The organism is Novosphingobium sp. 18050 (assembly GCF_902706195.1).
Lineage (GTDB): Bacteria > Pseudomonadota > Alphaproteobacteria > Sphingomonadales > Sphingomonadaceae > Novosphingobium.
Genome location: NZ_CACSJO010000002.1, coordinates 170,057 through 185,084, shown reverse-complemented (window position 1 = coordinate 185,084; position 15,028 = coordinate 170,057). Strand labels below are relative to the sequence as shown.

The 15,028-nt window shown below is 66.9% G+C and carries 13 protein-coding genes; 9 read left to right on the top strand and 4 right to left on the bottom strand.

Features of this window, described 5'->3' with window-relative positions:
- Nucleotides 1–72: 72 nt before the first annotated feature.
- From GVL61_RS03350 to GVL61_RS03320, 7 genes are all read left to right on the top strand, one after another.
- Nucleotides 73–225 (top strand): hypothetical protein, encoded by a 153-nt coding sequence (locus GVL61_RS03350; RefSeq protein WP_159976977.1) that lies wholly within the window; start codon nt 73–75, stop codon nt 223–225.
- A gap of 191 nt (nt 226–416) precedes the next feature.
- The gene (locus tag GVL61_RS03345; protein ID WP_159976975.1) at nt 417–701 is read left to right on the top strand and encodes a PqqD family protein; all 285 of its coding nucleotides are present in this window, start codon (nt 417–419) and stop codon (nt 699–701) included.
- A 56-nt stretch (nt 702–757) separates the two neighbouring features.
- Nucleotides 758–2,713, top strand: a complete 1,956-nt coding sequence (locus GVL61_RS03340) for an asparagine synthase-related protein (protein WP_159976973.1) — start codon at nt 758–760, stop codon at nt 2,711–2,713.
- Entirely contained in the window at nt 2,710–3,777 is a 1,068-nt protein-coding gene (locus GVL61_RS03335) for a 50S ribosomal protein L11 methyltransferase (protein WP_159976971.1), read from the top strand. The genes GVL61_RS03340 and GVL61_RS03335 overlap by 4 nt, the downstream gene beginning before the upstream one ends.
- Nucleotides 3,774–4,268, top strand: coding sequence for a lasso peptide biosynthesis B2 protein (locus tag GVL61_RS03330; RefSeq protein WP_159976969.1), 495 nt, complete (start codon nt 3,774–3,776; stop codon nt 4,266–4,268). Before GVL61_RS03335 ends, GVL61_RS03330 begins: the two co-directional genes overlap by 4 nt.
- Complete coding sequence (locus tag GVL61_RS03325; protein ID WP_159976967.1) at nt 4,265–5,446, top strand: nucleotidyltransferase family protein; 1,182 nt, start codon at nt 4,265–4,267, stop codon at nt 5,444–5,446. The genes GVL61_RS03330 and GVL61_RS03325 overlap by 4 nt, the downstream gene beginning before the upstream one ends.
- A gap of 78 nt (nt 5,447–5,524) precedes the next feature.
- A complete protein-coding gene (locus tag GVL61_RS03320) occupies nt 5,525–5,974 on the top strand; it encodes a hypothetical protein (protein WP_159976966.1) in 450 nt (149 codons plus the stop codon).
- Nucleotides 5,975–5,996: 22 nt separating this feature from the next.
- On the opposite strand, the gene GVL61_RS03315 is transcribed toward GVL61_RS03320, so the two are convergent.
- The 4 genes from GVL61_RS03315 to GVL61_RS03300 all read right to left on the bottom strand — a co-directional run bounded on the left by GVL61_RS03315 (nt 5,997) and on the right by GVL61_RS03300 (nt 12,747).
- Nucleotides 5,997–9,212, bottom strand: a complete 3,216-nt coding sequence (locus GVL61_RS03315; RefSeq protein WP_159976965.1) for an error-prone DNA polymerase — start codon at nt 9,210–9,212, stop codon at nt 5,997–5,999.
- Nucleotides 9,209–10,732: a DNA polymerase Y family protein gene (locus tag GVL61_RS03310; protein ID WP_255456489.1), complete on the bottom strand. Its 1,524-nt coding sequence runs from the start codon at nt 10,730–10,732 to the stop codon at nt 9,209–9,211. Before GVL61_RS03310 ends, GVL61_RS03315 begins: the two co-directional genes overlap by 4 nt.
- Nucleotides 10,647–11,417, bottom strand: coding sequence for an ImuA family protein (locus GVL61_RS24910; protein WP_159976964.1), 771 nt, complete (start codon nt 11,415–11,417; stop codon nt 10,647–10,649). Before GVL61_RS24910 ends, GVL61_RS03310 begins: the two co-directional genes overlap by 86 nt.
- Nucleotides 11,418–11,538: 121 nt before the next feature.
- The gene (locus GVL61_RS03300) at nt 11,539–12,747 is read right to left on the bottom strand and encodes a glycosyl transferase (protein ID WP_159976963.1); all 1,209 of its coding nucleotides are present in this window, start codon (nt 12,745–12,747) and stop codon (nt 11,539–11,541) included.
- 122 nt (nt 12,748–12,869) lie between these two features.
- On the opposite strand from GVL61_RS03300, the gene GVL61_RS03295 reads away from it, so the two are divergent.
- Both GVL61_RS03295 and GVL61_RS03290 read left to right on the top strand, forming a co-directional pair.
- Nucleotides 12,870–13,547: a response regulator transcription factor gene (locus tag GVL61_RS03295; RefSeq protein ID WP_159976962.1), complete on the top strand. Its 678-nt coding sequence runs from the start codon at nt 12,870–12,872 to the stop codon at nt 13,545–13,547.
- A complete protein-coding gene (locus GVL61_RS03290; protein ID WP_159976961.1) occupies nt 13,544–14,902 on the top strand; it encodes a HAMP domain-containing sensor histidine kinase in 1,359 nt (452 codons plus the stop codon). The genes GVL61_RS03295 and GVL61_RS03290 overlap by 4 nt, the downstream gene beginning before the upstream one ends.
- The last annotated feature ends 126 nt before the right edge of the window (nt 14,903–15,028 follow it).

The window sequence follows — 15,028 nt, the reverse complement described above, 5'->3', positions numbered from 1 at the left end:
AAGTAATTTGATGAAACTATAATTTTTTCTTCATTTACTTAGTGTTGCTTTTTCAAGAAAGGCTGGTTCAAAATGGCCAACTCTGACAATACCGTGGGCACCTCGGGTCGTATGACCTGGCAGCGCCCGGCTGTAGTCCGCATGGGCGCAGCCGACGCGGAAGGGACGACGATGATGTCGATGATCACCGACTCGACCCACCCGCGCCGCATGATGGGCTCCTAAAGCCTTGAGGAAGTCGGCCTCGGCAGCTCTAACGAACTATCGGGGCCGGCTTCTTCGGGCTTTTCTGATTGACGAAGGTCGGCCCGGCCCGATCGCCAGACGCTCCAGGCATATGCCCTGCCTGACCTTCTACCATTTCGTCCGGCCCTGCTTTTTTCGGCAGTGCGTATGTGCCCGGCAAAGGACTATCCATGACCGCTCTGACTACGAGTGTCGAAACTTTCACCAAGAACCCGACAACCGCGACGGCGGAAGTCGATGGACAGTTGGTCGCGCTCGACATCCAGGCAGGCGTCTGCTTCGGCCTCAACGAGGTCGCGACCCGGATCTGGAAGCTGCTCGACGAGCATCATGACGTGCCCCGGCTTTGTGATGCACTTCTCGATATCTACGATGTCGACCGAGTCATCTGCGAGGAAGAAACGCTCGCGCTGCTGCGCGAACTCGTCGATGCCGGTTTGGTCGGCAGGACCTGAAACTTAGCCATATGGGCGCGGTACAAGTCATCCGCAAAAGCGCAGGATCCGCTTAAGTGACCGCCATTTGCACGCTCTGGAACCGCGACGGAGCCGACGCCACGGACATGGCCCGGCCTTTCGCGATGGCATCCCGGCGTTATGGCCGCGAGCCCTGGCGTTCCTGGTCCGGCGGATCGGTGCTGCTGGGCAGGTGCCTGTTTCCGCTCCTGCCCGAAGACCGGCTGGACGAACCTCTCGACAATGAGTTGCAGCGCTGGATCGTCGCCGCCGACGTGCGACTGACCGAGCGCGGCGACCTTGCCGCCCAACTCGGCCTCGATCCGGGTGCGATGTCGGACGGCGCGATCGTGGCCGCAGCGCTCGAACGCTGGGGCGAGGCAGCGTTCGAGCGTATCTACGGCGTCTTCGCGGTGATCGCCTGGGACAGGCAGGAACGCCGCCTCGTTCTTGCCCGCGACGCCATGGGAGACCGCCCCCTCTACTACCATGCCGAGGCAGGGCGCTTTGCCGCCGCCTCAATGCCGGACATCCTCCTCGCCGATCCCGCGACACCTCGCACACCGGACGTCGAGCAGTACCGCCAGTTCCTGCGCATGAACTCCTTCGCACCGGGGCGCTCGGCCTACACCGGCATAGACACCGTACGCCCGGGGCATATGCTGGTGGTTTCCGGCACCGGCCAGCAGGAAATCGCGTGGTGGAAACCCGACCTCACGCCTCTGCTTCTCGACACGCAGGCCGAATACGAAGACACGCTGTCGCGGGCAATCGAGAGCGCGGTGGGAACCTGCCTGCGCCGGGCATCCGGCAAAGTCGGCGCGCACCTTAGCGCAGGCTTCGACAGCACCGCCGTCGCCACTACCGCCGCACTCGCGCTGGCGCGGGACGGCCAGCGCATAACCGCCTTCGTCGCGGCGCCGCGCGAAGGCCCGGTGCGCACGATGGCGACGCGCCACCTTGCCGACGAATCTCATGTCGCTGCCCGCACCGCCGCCATGCACGGCAACATGGACCTCGTCCGGGTCGTACCCGGCCAAGGTCCGCTGGCCGGGCTCGACCGCACCCGCGCTCTCTATCCCTCGCCCATAATCAACTTGTGCAACCTGCCCTGGTTCGAGGAAATCAACGACATTGCGCGCGACCACGGGGTCAGCGTCCTGCTGCATGGCCTCATGGGCAACAGTTCGATCAGTGAATCCGGCATCTGGGCCCTGCGCGAACTGGCGCAGCAGCGCCGTTTCAAGCTGTGGCTGCGCACCGCCCGCGGGTTGGTACGCGGCGGCTGGATGCGCTGGCGCGGCGTACTGTTCAACACGGTCGAAGACCTCCTGCCCGACCGGCTCTGGCGCTGGGGCATGGCGCTTTCAGGCCGCACGATCGAGAACGACCGCGACATGTCGCTGCTCACCGACAGCGCCTATGACGAAGCAGCGCAGGCGCATTGCCAGGCAGCGGCAGAAGCCGGGGAGCCAGTCCCCGACGCCGGACCATTCGGGCGCGAACGGGGTATCTCCAGCGTCGAATGCCGCCTGATCAGCACGCGCACCAATGGCGCCGGCGACCAGTACAAGGCGATGCTGGCCGAATGGGGGCTGGACCTGCGCGACCCCACCGCCGACCGCAGGCTGTTCGAACTGGCCCTGCGCATTCCGGTCGAACGGCTTGTGTGGGACGGTGAGCCCCGCGCGATCCTGCGCCGCGTCCTGGCCGACCGCGCTCCGCCCGAAGTGCTCGACAACCGCCAGCGTGGCTATCAGGGCGCCGACTGGGCCCAGGCGATCTGCCAGGACCGGCAGGCCTTCATCGCCGAGATGGAACGGCTGGAACTGTACGAACCCACCGCCGCCTTCCTGGACACCGCCAAGGTTCGCCGCCTGATCGCCGACCTGCCCGAAGCCGGTTCGGCCGATTGGGACAGCGACGAGGCCGAAAACAGCTACCGCCTGGCCTGTCTGCTCACGATCTCGGCGGCCAGCCACATGCGAAACATCGCAAGGAGCAATCTGTGACGCCGAATACCCGGTTCCCGCGCCTGGCCGAAGCGGCGGTCGACACACTGCTCGCCTCCGTCCACGGCAATGCAATCGCGATGATCAACTGCGCCCGCACTCTGCTCCGGGAAAACGACCAGCAGGAACGCGCCCGCGCCGTCTGCCGCGAGGCGCTGGCCCTCGCGCCGAACGATGCCGAAGCGCACGCACTGGCGCGGCCAATCCTGTCCGAGGGTATCGGCAGCTGGTATTTCACCATGGTTCTCGACACGTATCGGCACGAACTTTACGCGCGGGCCCTGCGCCGGGTGCTGGCGAACGGGGGCGTAGTGCTGGATATCGGCGCCGGAACCGGGGTCTTCGCCATGTTGGCTGTGCAGGCCGGCGCCAGCCATGTCGTCGCCTGCGAACGCGATCCCGAAGTGGCGCGCGCAGCAAGCGAGATCATCGCACGCAATGGCTTTGCCGACAGGATCACACTGCTGCCCATCGATTCGCGCGAACTGAACCTGGGCCGCGATTTGCCCGAACCTGCCGACGTGCTTTTGTGGGACAACCTCGCCAACAACTTCCTGGGGGCGGGCTGCGCTGCGACGCTGGCGGATGCCAAGGCCCGGCTGCTCAAGCCCGGTGCACCTGTACTGCCGGGCCGGGCGGAACTGCTCGTCGCCCCCGTCACTGACCTCGAAGCCTCGCAGCACTGCATGGGCATCGTCGATGGACTGGACATGACGCCGTTCAATGCGCTGCGCGGCACCGACTTCACACTCGGCCGCGATAAGTTCGAGCTGCGCAGCGAGCCCGTCACGCTGTTCGATTTCGACGTTACCGGCCCCGAACCGATCCGCCCCGATCGATCCAGTGCCCCAGTATCGCTGACCGCCGGACAGGTGGACGGCGTAGCCCAGTGGCTGCGCTTCCACCTTGCGGACGACATCGCTTATGAAACGCTGGGCGAGGAAGTACGCGCGTTCGGCGCGCAGTTTCACGTCGTCGATCCGATCGAGGCGACCGAAAACCAGGAAGTGCGTCTCCACGGCGCCCATGACACGATCGACACCTGGTTCTGGATCGAGCCGTGAACCAGGACGACCTTACTTCCCTGCGCACGAAGTTCGGTCGTTTCGACTGGGAAGAACGGCGCGCGCTGGTGGAAGCGATGGTGCTGCTGGTGATTGCCGCCCCGCTGGTACGGTTCCTGCCGCTCCCGCTGATCGGGCGGATCGCCGCCGCCGGGCCTTTCGGCAAGGCACCTGCCACGACCGATCGGACCGAGGTGCTTACCTGGATGGTCGCCTGGGCGGTTGACCGCGCCGCCAAGCGCAGCCCTTTACGCGCCCTGTGCTTCGAGCAGGGCCTCGCCGCGCAAATCATGCTGCGCAGGCGCGGGATCGATTCCACGCTGTTCTACGGCGTCGCCGCAGCGTCCGATACATCGCGGCCGATCCGTGCCCATGTCTGGATCGAGACCGAGCGGTTTCCCGTCATCGGCGATCCCGAACCGGGCGGCTTCGCGCTTCTCGCCACATGGCCACAAGGACGCAGCGCCGTCTGGGCCGAATGCCGGTCATGATGACACCTCCCGGCACGCTTGTCCTGTGCCCCGAATTCGCATTCCTGCTTCATGCCACGCGCTGGCCGCACGACGCCGAGGCGATCGGGGCCATCCAGCATGCCGCAGCGGCCATTCGCGATCCTGCCCGGCTGATCGCCCTGGCCCGGCGTCACCATGTGACGGGGCTGGTGGCCCGCGCGGTCGGCCATTGCGAGGGTTTGGCAGACACCCCCCTGCGCCGCGAACTGCGGCAGGACGCACTGGATCTGGCGGAGGAGCAGTTCCGCCAGCTTCTGCAAACCCGGCAGGCCGTGGCAGCGCTACGTGCGCAAAATATTCCCGTAGCCGTGCTCAAAGGTGCCCCTGCCGCGCTCACCATCTACGGTGAGGTGGGGGTTCGAACCAGCATCGACATCGACCTGCTGATCGCCCGCGAGGACCTGGAACGCGCGCACGAGGTGCTGTCCCAGGTAGGCTACGAACGCAGCGAGCCACCTTGTGACGCAACTGCGCGGCAACTCGGCGCGGTGTCACGATACGGCAAGGACTGGGCGTACGACCACGACCATAGCGACACCGGCATAGAACTGCACTGGCGCCTGTTCCAGAACCCGCGCCTGCTCGGCCATGTCGGAGTAGACGGTGCAGTCGACACCGTAATCTCCCCCGGCATCACCCTGCCTGTCCTGCCGCGGGAATTGGGCACTCTCTACCTCACCGCGCATGGGGCGGAACATGCCTGGTCGCGGCTGAAGTGGCTGGCAGACCTTGCCGCCGTGTTGCGACAGGAACCCGGCGCCGCCGACCGTCTGGTCACGGACGCTGCGGCCAACGGCATCGAACACATGACGATGGCCGCGCTGCTGCTTTCCCACGAACTCTACGCCACCCCCCTGCCTGAAAAGGACTGCACGGCGCTTGCGCAGGAATGGCGAACCCGCAAGCTGCTGGACATCGCGCGCGCCAGCCTGATCGGCGAACAGGACGGGACCGAGTTGGAGGACCGTGCGATGGCGACCACGCGCAAGAACCTTGGCCACTACCTGTTTTCCAGCGATCCGCGCTACTGGTGGCGCGAACTGACGTACGATCTGTTCCACGATGCCGGCGCCGCACATTCACGCAGCCTTGGCGGGCGTGTGATCCAGCGGATCGTCAACGTCATGCGCCTGCCATCGGCCCGCACTGCATCCTGATCAGGATGACTGTAATTTCACTTAGAAACGCCAGTTTTAAACGTGATTTTCAGAATTTCGGGCGACAAGGGAGGCATGATGTCTTCCCTGCTCACGCCCCGGTTCCTCGTCAACGCCGCCAGGCTGGCGCTGCTGCCCTGCCTGGGCGGGCTTGCCGCCGTCATCCTGGGTTTCGACGCGTCGCCGGCCTCCGCCGCTGCGACCACGTTCCTTGCCGCCATCGTCATGCTTCAGGCCGCGCCGAAAGTGCGGGCTGCCGACATGCTTGGCATCCTCGCGCTTCTGGTCACGATGCTGGAGTGGGTCCATGCAGGGATGACCGGCAGCATCGACGCTACGCGTTGGCAGGCGGTGATCGCAGTGGCCGGTGCGATGGCGCTGCTGCTCAAGATACAGCATTTGCGCTCGCTCGCACGGGAAGACCCTTATGTCCCGCTGCGGCATCTCGAACGGCGCAGCGCGCTGCTTAGCCGCCCCCGACCGCGCAAGGATGAAACCCCGGCACCGCCCACCCGCCGCGCCGCCTGAGCACGGCGGGAAGCCAGCCCGCTCAATGAAAATCCCGCGACCGGGGCAGGATGCGCACATTGCGCGGATGCCCGCGTGAAGTGGGGCGGGTGCGATCGTATTCCGGCTTGCGCACTGCATCTGCACGCAGCGGTTCGGGCTTCAGTTCCGGCGACGACAGGGCCGACAGCGCCGAGCTGGCATCGGTGACGTGATCGACGATGAGGTGGACGACGTCCTCCTTGCTGCGCTGGACCGTCCCTTCAAGCACCATGAGGCGGGCCGCCATCACCGCGCGGCGCTGCTTTTCGAAGTCGCGCGCCCAGAGCAGTCCGTTGACTACGCCTGTCTCGTCCTCGATCGTGATGAAGATCGCATTGCCCTTGCCCGGCCGCTGGCGAACCAGAACGACACCGGCGACGCGTACTTTCGTGCCGTCGCGAGCAGCGTCGACAGCGGAGCAGGTCCGCGCGCCCTGTCCTTCGAAATGGGCGCGCAGGAACTGCATCGGGTGACCCTTCAGCGACAATCGCTGGGTCTGGTAATCGGCCACGACTTCCTCCGCAGGCGCCATGGCCGGCAGCGCGGCATCGGCCTCCTGCGCCAATTCGGGGGCTTCCAGTGCGGCAAAAAGCGGTAGCTGCGCCGGGGGCACGCGCCGCGCTTCCCACCCCGCCGAGCGCCGACTTTGCCCGAGCGAGCCAAGCGCATCGGCATCGGCCAGCAGATGCAATGCGCGCGAAGGCAGATCGGCGCGGCGGGCAGCGTCTTCAAGGCCGGTGATGGGGCTGACCTTGCGGGCCTTTTCCAGCCCTTCCGCCCATTCCTTCTTGAATCCGCCGATCTGACGCAGGCCGAGGCGCAGCACGCGTTCGCCCTCCAGCGTATTGTCCCACACGCTGGCATTGACGTCGATCGGGCGCACGTCGACCCCATGCTCGCGCGCGTCGCTTACCAACTGTGCGGGAGCGTAGAAGCCCATAGGCTGGCTGTTGAGCAGCGCGCAGGTGAACACCGCCGGGTAATGGCACTTCAGCCAGGACGAAACGTAGGCCAGCCATCCGAAGGCCTGCGCATGGCTTTCGGGGAAGCCGTATTCGCCGAAGCCCTTGATCTGTTCGAAGCAGCGCTCGGCGAATTCACGGGGATAGCCGCGCGTCACCATGCCCTCGATCAGCCGGTGCTGATGATCGCCCACGTTGCCCCGGCTCTTGAAGGTCGCCATGGCGCGGCGCAGGCCGTCGGCCTCTGCCGAGGTGAAGCCGGCGGCGACGATCGCCAGTTTCATCGCCTGTTCCTGAAACAGCGGGACGCCCAGCGTCTTGCCCAGAACATCGAGGAGTTGCCCCGGCGGGCCGGGAAATACCACCGCCTCCTCCCCGCAGCGACGGCGCAGGTAGGGGTGGACCATGCCGCCCTGGATCGGGCCGGGCCGCACGATGGCAACCTGAATGACGAGATCGTAGAGTTCGCGCGGTTTCATGCGCGGCAGCATCGCGATCTGGGCGCGGCTTTCGACCTGAAACGTGCCGATGCTGTCGCCCTTGCACAGCATGTCATAGGTCGCCTCGTCCTCAACCGGAACGGTTTCCAGCACCAGGTCTTCCAGATGATGATCGCGCAGCAGATCGAAGCTCTTGCGGATCGCGGTGAGCATGCCCAGCGCCAGCACATCGACCTTCATCAGGCCCAGCGCCTCCAGATCGTCCTTGTCCCATTCGATGAAGGTACGGTCGGGCATTGCCGCGTTGTGGATCGGCACCAGTTCGTCGAGCCGGGTTTCGCTCAGCACGAAGCCGCCGACGTGCTGCGACAGGTGGCGCGGGTATTCCAGCAGTTGGCCCACCATGTCGCGCAGGCGCTCCACCTGCGGGTTGGCGGGGTCGAAGCCGGCTTCGGCGAGACGCTCCTCGGGCAGTTCGTCGCCGCCCCAGCTGCCCCAGACGGTGCCGGAAAGGCGCGCGGTCACGTCTTCGCTCAGCCCCAGCACCTTGCCGACTTCGCGGATCGCGCTGCGCTGGCGGTAGCGGATGACGGTGGCGGCGATGCCCGCACGCTCACGGCCGTAGCGGTTGAAGACGTACTGCATCACCTCCTCGCGCCGCTGATGCTCGAAATCGACGTCGATATCGGGCGGCTCGTTACGCTCGGGCGAGAGGAAGCGCGAGAACAGCAGCTTCTGCTTCACCGGGTCGATCGGGGTGACGCCGAGGAAATAGCAGACCAGCGAATTGGCCGCGCTGCCGCGCCCCTGGCACAGGATCGGCGGTTCAAGGCTGCGGGCATGGCGCACGATGTCGTGCACGGTAAGGAAGTAGCAGGCGTAGTTCTTCTGGCGGATCAGGTCGAATTCTTCGGCCAGCACCTTGTGATATTCGGGGTCCAGACCGTCCGGGAACCGCTCATAAGCGCCTTGCAGGACGAGGTTTTCCAGCCAGTCCTGCGGCTGCCAGCCTTCGGGCACGGGTTCGTGGGGGTATTCGTAGCGTAGGTCGGTCAGGGCAAATTCGATGCAGGCCAGCAAGTCCTGCGTGGCTGCCAGAGCCTGCGGGCAGGCGTGGAACAGGCGGGCCATTTCCGCCGGGGTCTTGAGGTGACGCTCGGCATTGGCGGCAAGGCTGCGGCCGGCGGTCTGCACCGTCAGGCCTTCGCGGATGCAGGTGAGCACGTCCTGCATAGGGCGGTCGTCGGGCTCGGCATAAAGCGTGTCGTTGGTGGCGATCAGGGGGACGCCGGTGCGTGTCCCCAGCGCCATGCGCCGCGCCAGAGTGCGCGCGTCCCGCCCGGCGCGCGGCATGGTGGCGGCCAGCCATAGCCGGGGCGTTGCCGCGCGCAGGGTTTCGAGCAGGGCCGCATCACCGTCCATGGCGATGAGCGCCATGTCCTGCGCGTGGTCCAGAAGATCGGGCAGGTGCAGTTCGCATTCCCCCTTGCGCGCACGGCGGTTGCCCAGAGTGAGCAGGCGCGTGAGCCGCCCCCAGCCATGCCGCGTCATCGGGTAGGCGACCACATCGGGAGTACCGTCGGCGAAGACCAGCCGCGCGCCGACGATCAGTTTCACGCCGCTGTCCTTGCCGCCGATATCCCGCCACCCGGCAAGCGCACGCACCACGCCGGCCACGGTGTTGCGATCCGCGATGCCGATGCCGTTCATGCCCAGCATCTGCGCCCGCGCGACGATCTGCGCGCCGGGTGAGGCACCGCGCAGGAAGCTGAAGTTGGTGGCGGCGACCAGTTCGGCGAAGGCGGGTACGTTCATGGAAATAGGCCGTGCAGATACCAGCGCGGACCGGGCGTTTCACCGAACAGGCCGCTGCGGAAGATCCAGTAGCGGCGGCCTTCGCCGTCCTCGATGCGGTAGTAGTCCCGCGTATCGCCGGCATTGCCGGGGGTGTGGCCGCCGCGCTTTCGCCACCATTCCGCGCCGATCCGCTCAGGGCCTTCGGCCAGCCGGACGTCGTGAAGGCGGCCCTTCCAGCGAAAGCGCTGCGGCGGGCTGTCGGGAACTCCCGCGATCACGTCCACCGGCTGGGGCGGGTCGAGCAGCAGCAGCGGGCGCGGCGGAGTGTCACCTCCTGCCGGCCAGGGGCCGGGGCGCGCCTGCGTGGCCGGGACGAGACCCTGCGCCTTTTCCGGCAAATGCCGGTCGCAAGGGACAAGGCGGCTCACCCGTTCCTCACCCAGCCGCACGCCTAGCGTATCGACCAGCGCGGCGATGCTGTCTTCGGCATCTTCCTTGCCGCTTTCCAGCCCGATCTGGCGCGAGGGCAGATGCTCTGCGCCCTGCACCGCCAAGGTGATCGCATCGAAGCCGTAACCGGGGTCCAGCGGGTCGGAGAGCGTGTCGATCCGTTCGCGCAGAAGGCGCATGACGGCGGCGGGGTCGCGCACCGGCTGTCCGGTTTCCACGGCGAGACGCGGGCGGACGTTGTCGCTGCGGTGGAGCACCACGAGGAAGCGCCGCCCGCCGAGCTGGCGCTCCTCCATGATCCGGGCCGCCCGGGTCAGCAGGTCCTCGATCACGTCGAGCGCATCATCGGTGCGGGCGAGCGGTTCGGGAAAGCGGGTTTCCAGCCGGATCGGCTCGACGAGGCGGAGCGGGGTGATCGGGCTGCTCGCCTCGCCCATAATCGCGCGCAGGCGCATGACCGCCGCTTCCCCGAAGCGCGCCGCCAGCCCGGCCATGGGCCGCGCCGCAAGATCGCCCAGTGTCTTGAGCCCGGCGCGGCGCAGGCCGGAAAGCGCGCGCTCGTCCAGTTCCAGTGCGGCGACCGGGAGGGTGCGCACGTCCTCCCCGCGGCCTCCCCCGCCGTGCCGGGCCAGCGCCCGTGCGGCCGCAGCATGGGCAGCCAGTGCGCTGCTCGCGGTATACCCCGCTGCCGCCAGCACGCGGGACACGAGTTCGTCCTCGCCGCCCAGCAGGTGCGCGCAGCCGGTCACGTCGAGCACCAGTCCATCGGTGGGATCGAGCGCGACGAGCGGGGTGAAGGCGATCATCGCGCCGGCCAGCCGGTCCAGTTCGCGGCTGTCGGCCACCGGATCGTGCGGCGCCGTCGCCAGATCGGGGCAGCGCGCGCGGGCATCGGCCAGCGTCATGCCCGCGCTCAAGCCCTGCCGATGCGCTGCAACGCCGACTGCCGCGAGGCGCAGCGCCTGCCCGTCACGCGCCACCAGTGCGCTGGCCGCCGCCGCTTCAGGCAGTACGCCGCAGCGGCTCGCCCGCTCGCACGGCAGCCAGGGAAACCACAGCGCCAGATAGCGGCGCGGCTTCGTCTGCACCGGGCCCGGCGCTGGCGGGGCCGATACTTGCGGGGACGATGGGTTCTTCGCGGAAACAGGCATTGTCTTCATTCCATTCCAGCCGCCACTGCATTCCCGCAGGTCCGCCTCGCCGGCGCTGGAGTTCGACGAGGAGAGCGGGAGGCCCGGGCGCCCGCGTCTCCAGCGGGGTGGAAGGGGCGCTGGAAACCGTCCAACGGGTGTGCGCGGCGCTGGCACGCGGCGGGACATCGCCGCGCAGCACCACAATCGGGATGCGCGACTGTTCGGCGGCGAGGATCAGGCGGCGGCTGGCGACAAGGTCATATTCGCGCAAGTTCCCCCAGGTTTCCAGGATCACCGCCGCCGGGCCGGACTGGCGCGCAGCGTCGAGCCCGGCCCGCAGCAGCCCGGCATCGTCACGCGCATCGACTATCAGCAGCCGCGCCGGGTCCAGCCCGAGCGGCGCCCAGCCTTCGCCGCAAGGGTTCATGCGCACTTGGGCGCGGCGGTCCTTGCGTACCCGCAGCAACAGGATCGGCCGCCGGGCATCGGCCTCGATCGCGGCGAGGCAAAAGGCCATGGCCGAGGCCCAGTCGCCGGCGGCGGCATGGACTTCGTGCAACTGCGCCTTCGCCAGCCACAGAGGCTTGGGCGGCGCTTCAGGTGGAGGATCAGCGCGGGATGGCGCGCGGTTCTGGAACATTGGGGACCGTGCCTCGAATCAGAGATATGTTCCTATTATGTTCCTATTCAGGGGTATGAGTCCACTGGTTTGCGCGGGCTTATCCCACACAACCAGCCAAAGGGGGCGCCCCCCTTGCCCGTCAGGCGGGTGCGGCCAGCCTGTCCGAACCGGCCAGTCCGGCATAGCGCTCTACCTGATCGGCGGCCTCGCGCACCGCGTTGCGGCCCTTGAAAGTGGGGGTTCCATCGGGCGCCCAGGATATGCCGTCGATGGTATAGGCCATGCGCTCACGCTGCCAGGCGAGGTAGGCGCCGTGATTGGCAAAGGCGCGGTCCAGAGCCGCAACCGGATCGGCATCGGGCCCGATCACTTCGCCGAAGTGCCACATCGCGTAGTCCTCGCTCTCCTGCCAGTCGACGCCGCGGGCATCGACGAAAAGACAGGGACGCGGATGGGCAAGGAACTCGTAGACCTGGCTGCTCACATCGCCGACGTAGAGATCGGCCCCCAGGGTATAGCTCATGTCGTTGCAGCGCGAAGAGCCGAGATCGACCACGACCCGGCCCGGAACCGCCAGGGCTTCCCATTCGCGCCGCTCACGCGCGGACCAGCGCCGGGCGAGCCGGACATGCGGCGCGACCACCAGATTGTAGCGCCCGTCCTGCAGCACCGCCTCGATCAGCTTTCGGCCGAAAACCGCTATCGACGAATGCTTCTTCGAGAAGTGCGGATTGTAGAAGATCGTCGGCCGCGCGTTGTCGAACAGAGGCGGGCGCGGACGGGGAGAGGAGAGGATCGTGGCGAGCTTGATCGGTCCGGTCACCGTGCAGGCTTCCGGCTCGACGAAGCCGCTCGCCAGCAGGCGGTCGCGGTCCTTGCGGCCGGCCACCATCACATGGTCGAACAGGGTGAAGCGCTTTTCGAAACCCACTGCACGGTCGCCCGCGCCGTGGGGAATGTGCAGAATAGGCGGGCAATCGCCCCTCAGCCGGCCCAGCATCGTGGACGTGCGCTCGGCGCAGAGGATAGCGGCAGCATCGCACAGGCGGGCCGCCCAGACGATCAGGCGCGCCGCCTTGTGCAGCTGGCTCGGCAAGAGAGCCGCGATAGCGGGTAGCCGCATCACCTCCAGGGCAGGACACGGCCCGCCGAGTTCGCGAACCTGGTCCCGCGCGATGGCCGCTTCCTCGTCACTGCAGACGAAGAAAGTCACCGAGCCGGGCTGGCGACGTTCCAGTTCGCTGGCCACCGGCAGGATATGCGCAAACTGGTGCGCTCCGCCAATGGCAAGGACATGTATCCGCCTCAGCAAAGCGTCTGGGCGGCCTGAAGGGAGCAATGCGGGCATGAACCGCTCTTGCCTGATCGAGATGGGGGGCCGATGGAGCCTTCATGTGAATTTGCCCATGTCCATGGCCCGGTACTCCGCCGTCGACGCAGGGCCAGTGCGGGAATAATGCGCGAGACCCCATGCAGATCCTCCTGATAGAAGACGATGCAGCCCTGGCGGCACACATCATGGCCGGCGTGCGCGAGGCCGGACACGTCGTGGAACACTGCTGCGACGGGCGTGACGCGCTGGTCCGGGCGACCTGCGAGACGTACGATGCGATCGTGCTCGACCGGATGCTGCCCACGCTGGACGGCCTGAAGCTGCTGGCAGCCCTGCGCGCCACCGACGATGCGACCCCGGTGCTGATCCTCAGCGCACTGGGCGACGTTGACGAACGGGTTAAGGGCCTGCGCGCCGGCGGGGACGACTACATGGCCAAGCCCTTCGCGATGTCGGAACTGCTTGCCCGGCTGGAAAGTCTGGCCCGGCGCAATGCTCCGGTGGCGGAAGCGGCCAGCCTGCTGCGGATCGCCGATCTGGAGATCGACCTTGCCTCGCACACCGTCACCCGGGCGGGGCGGCGCATCGCCCTTACCCTGCGCGAACTGCGCATCGTCGCCTACCTCGCGCGTAATGCCGGGCGCGTGGTGACCCGCACGATGCTGCTGGAAAACGTGTGGGACTACAATTTCGACCCGCAGACCAACATCATCGACCAGCACATCTCCAAGCTGCGCCACAAGATCGCGGCGGAGCACGAGACCAACCTGATCCACACCGTGCGCGGCGTCGGCTACATGATGCGCGAACAATGAAGCGGCTGCTGCGCAGCTTCTCGTTCCGGCTGGCGCTGACTTATGCGGGGCTGTTCTGCCTCTCCGTGGCGCTGCTGATGAGCGCGGGGTACTGGCTGCGCGTGACCCTGCCGATGGACCGCACGCGCAAGTTGGTGAACACCGAATACCACGAATTCCGCGCCGCCTACCTTGCTCACGGCTTCGCCGCGACGCGGCTCGCGCTGGATCGGAGGGCCTCTCATGCGGGTGATCGCAAGGCCTTCCATGCGCTGCTCGCACCGGACGGCCATGTCGCCACTGCCAACCTGCCGAGCTGGCCGGCAAAGCCGCTGGGCCGTCTTACCATCATCGAGGCCGACACTTTCGTCGACGGGACGGAAATCGACCATAACGCCCTTGTCAGCGACCATCTGCTGCCGGGCGGCGCCCGCCTGATGATCGGACGCGATGTCGGGGACATAACCGACGACGCCGATTCCCTGCGCACCGCCGCGATCTGGATCTTCGGTGTCACCGTGATGCTGGGCCTGTCCGGCGGCTGGCTGATGAGCCGGGCGATCGGCCGGCGCATCGAGGCGGTCACCCTGGCGGCACGGCAGGTGATGGACGGAGACCTGGCGGGCCGCGTCCAGGTCCGGGGCACCAACGACGATTTCGACCGGCTGGGTGAAACGCTCAACCTCATGCTCTCGCGCATCCAGAGCCTTTTCAGCGCGGTGCAGAGCGTGTCCGACAACGCCGCGCACGAGCTGCGCACCCCCCTCGCCCGGCTGATCGGCCGGCTGGAGTCACTGGAACAGATCGCCGGAGACGATCCCGCGATGCGCATGGCTGCAAGCGGCGCGATCGTCGAAGCCAACCGGCTCCAGCAGATCCTTTCCGCGCTGATGCGCATTTCCCGGCTGGAAAACGGGCGCCATCCGCTCGAACTGCAACGCACCGACGTGATCCAGCTGCTTGAGGACATCGTCGAATTCTACCAGCCGGAGGCCGAGCGACTGGGCATGGAACTGACCGTCTCCGCGCGCCGTCCGCTCGTCGCCGACCTCGATCTCGACCTCGTGTTCCAGGCCTTGTCGAACCTGCTCGATAACGCCTTGAAGCATGGGGCCGGCTTGGGCCGCAGGATCGAACTGGCCGCCGCAAAGACAAGGGACGGCCTGCACCTGAGCGTGCTCGACGATGGCCCCGGCCTCGACGCAGGCGATGCAGAGCGGGTTACGCAGCAGTTCTATCGCGGGCGATCTTCGGCCCGCCTCCCCGGCGACGGCCTTGGCCTCAGCATGGTCGCCGCCATCGCCCATGCCCACGGCGCGACGCTGGAATTCGAGGCGGCGAAGCCGGGCCTGCGCGTCTCACTGGTATTTCCGTAAGCGTCGCTGGCGGAGAGGTGGCCCCGGCCATTGTCCCCCAATTACCCTATATCCAAAACATATATACTCGAAATTGCTATTGCGAATGATCCGCATTGCCATTAGCTGCCCTCGCAATTAGGCCTC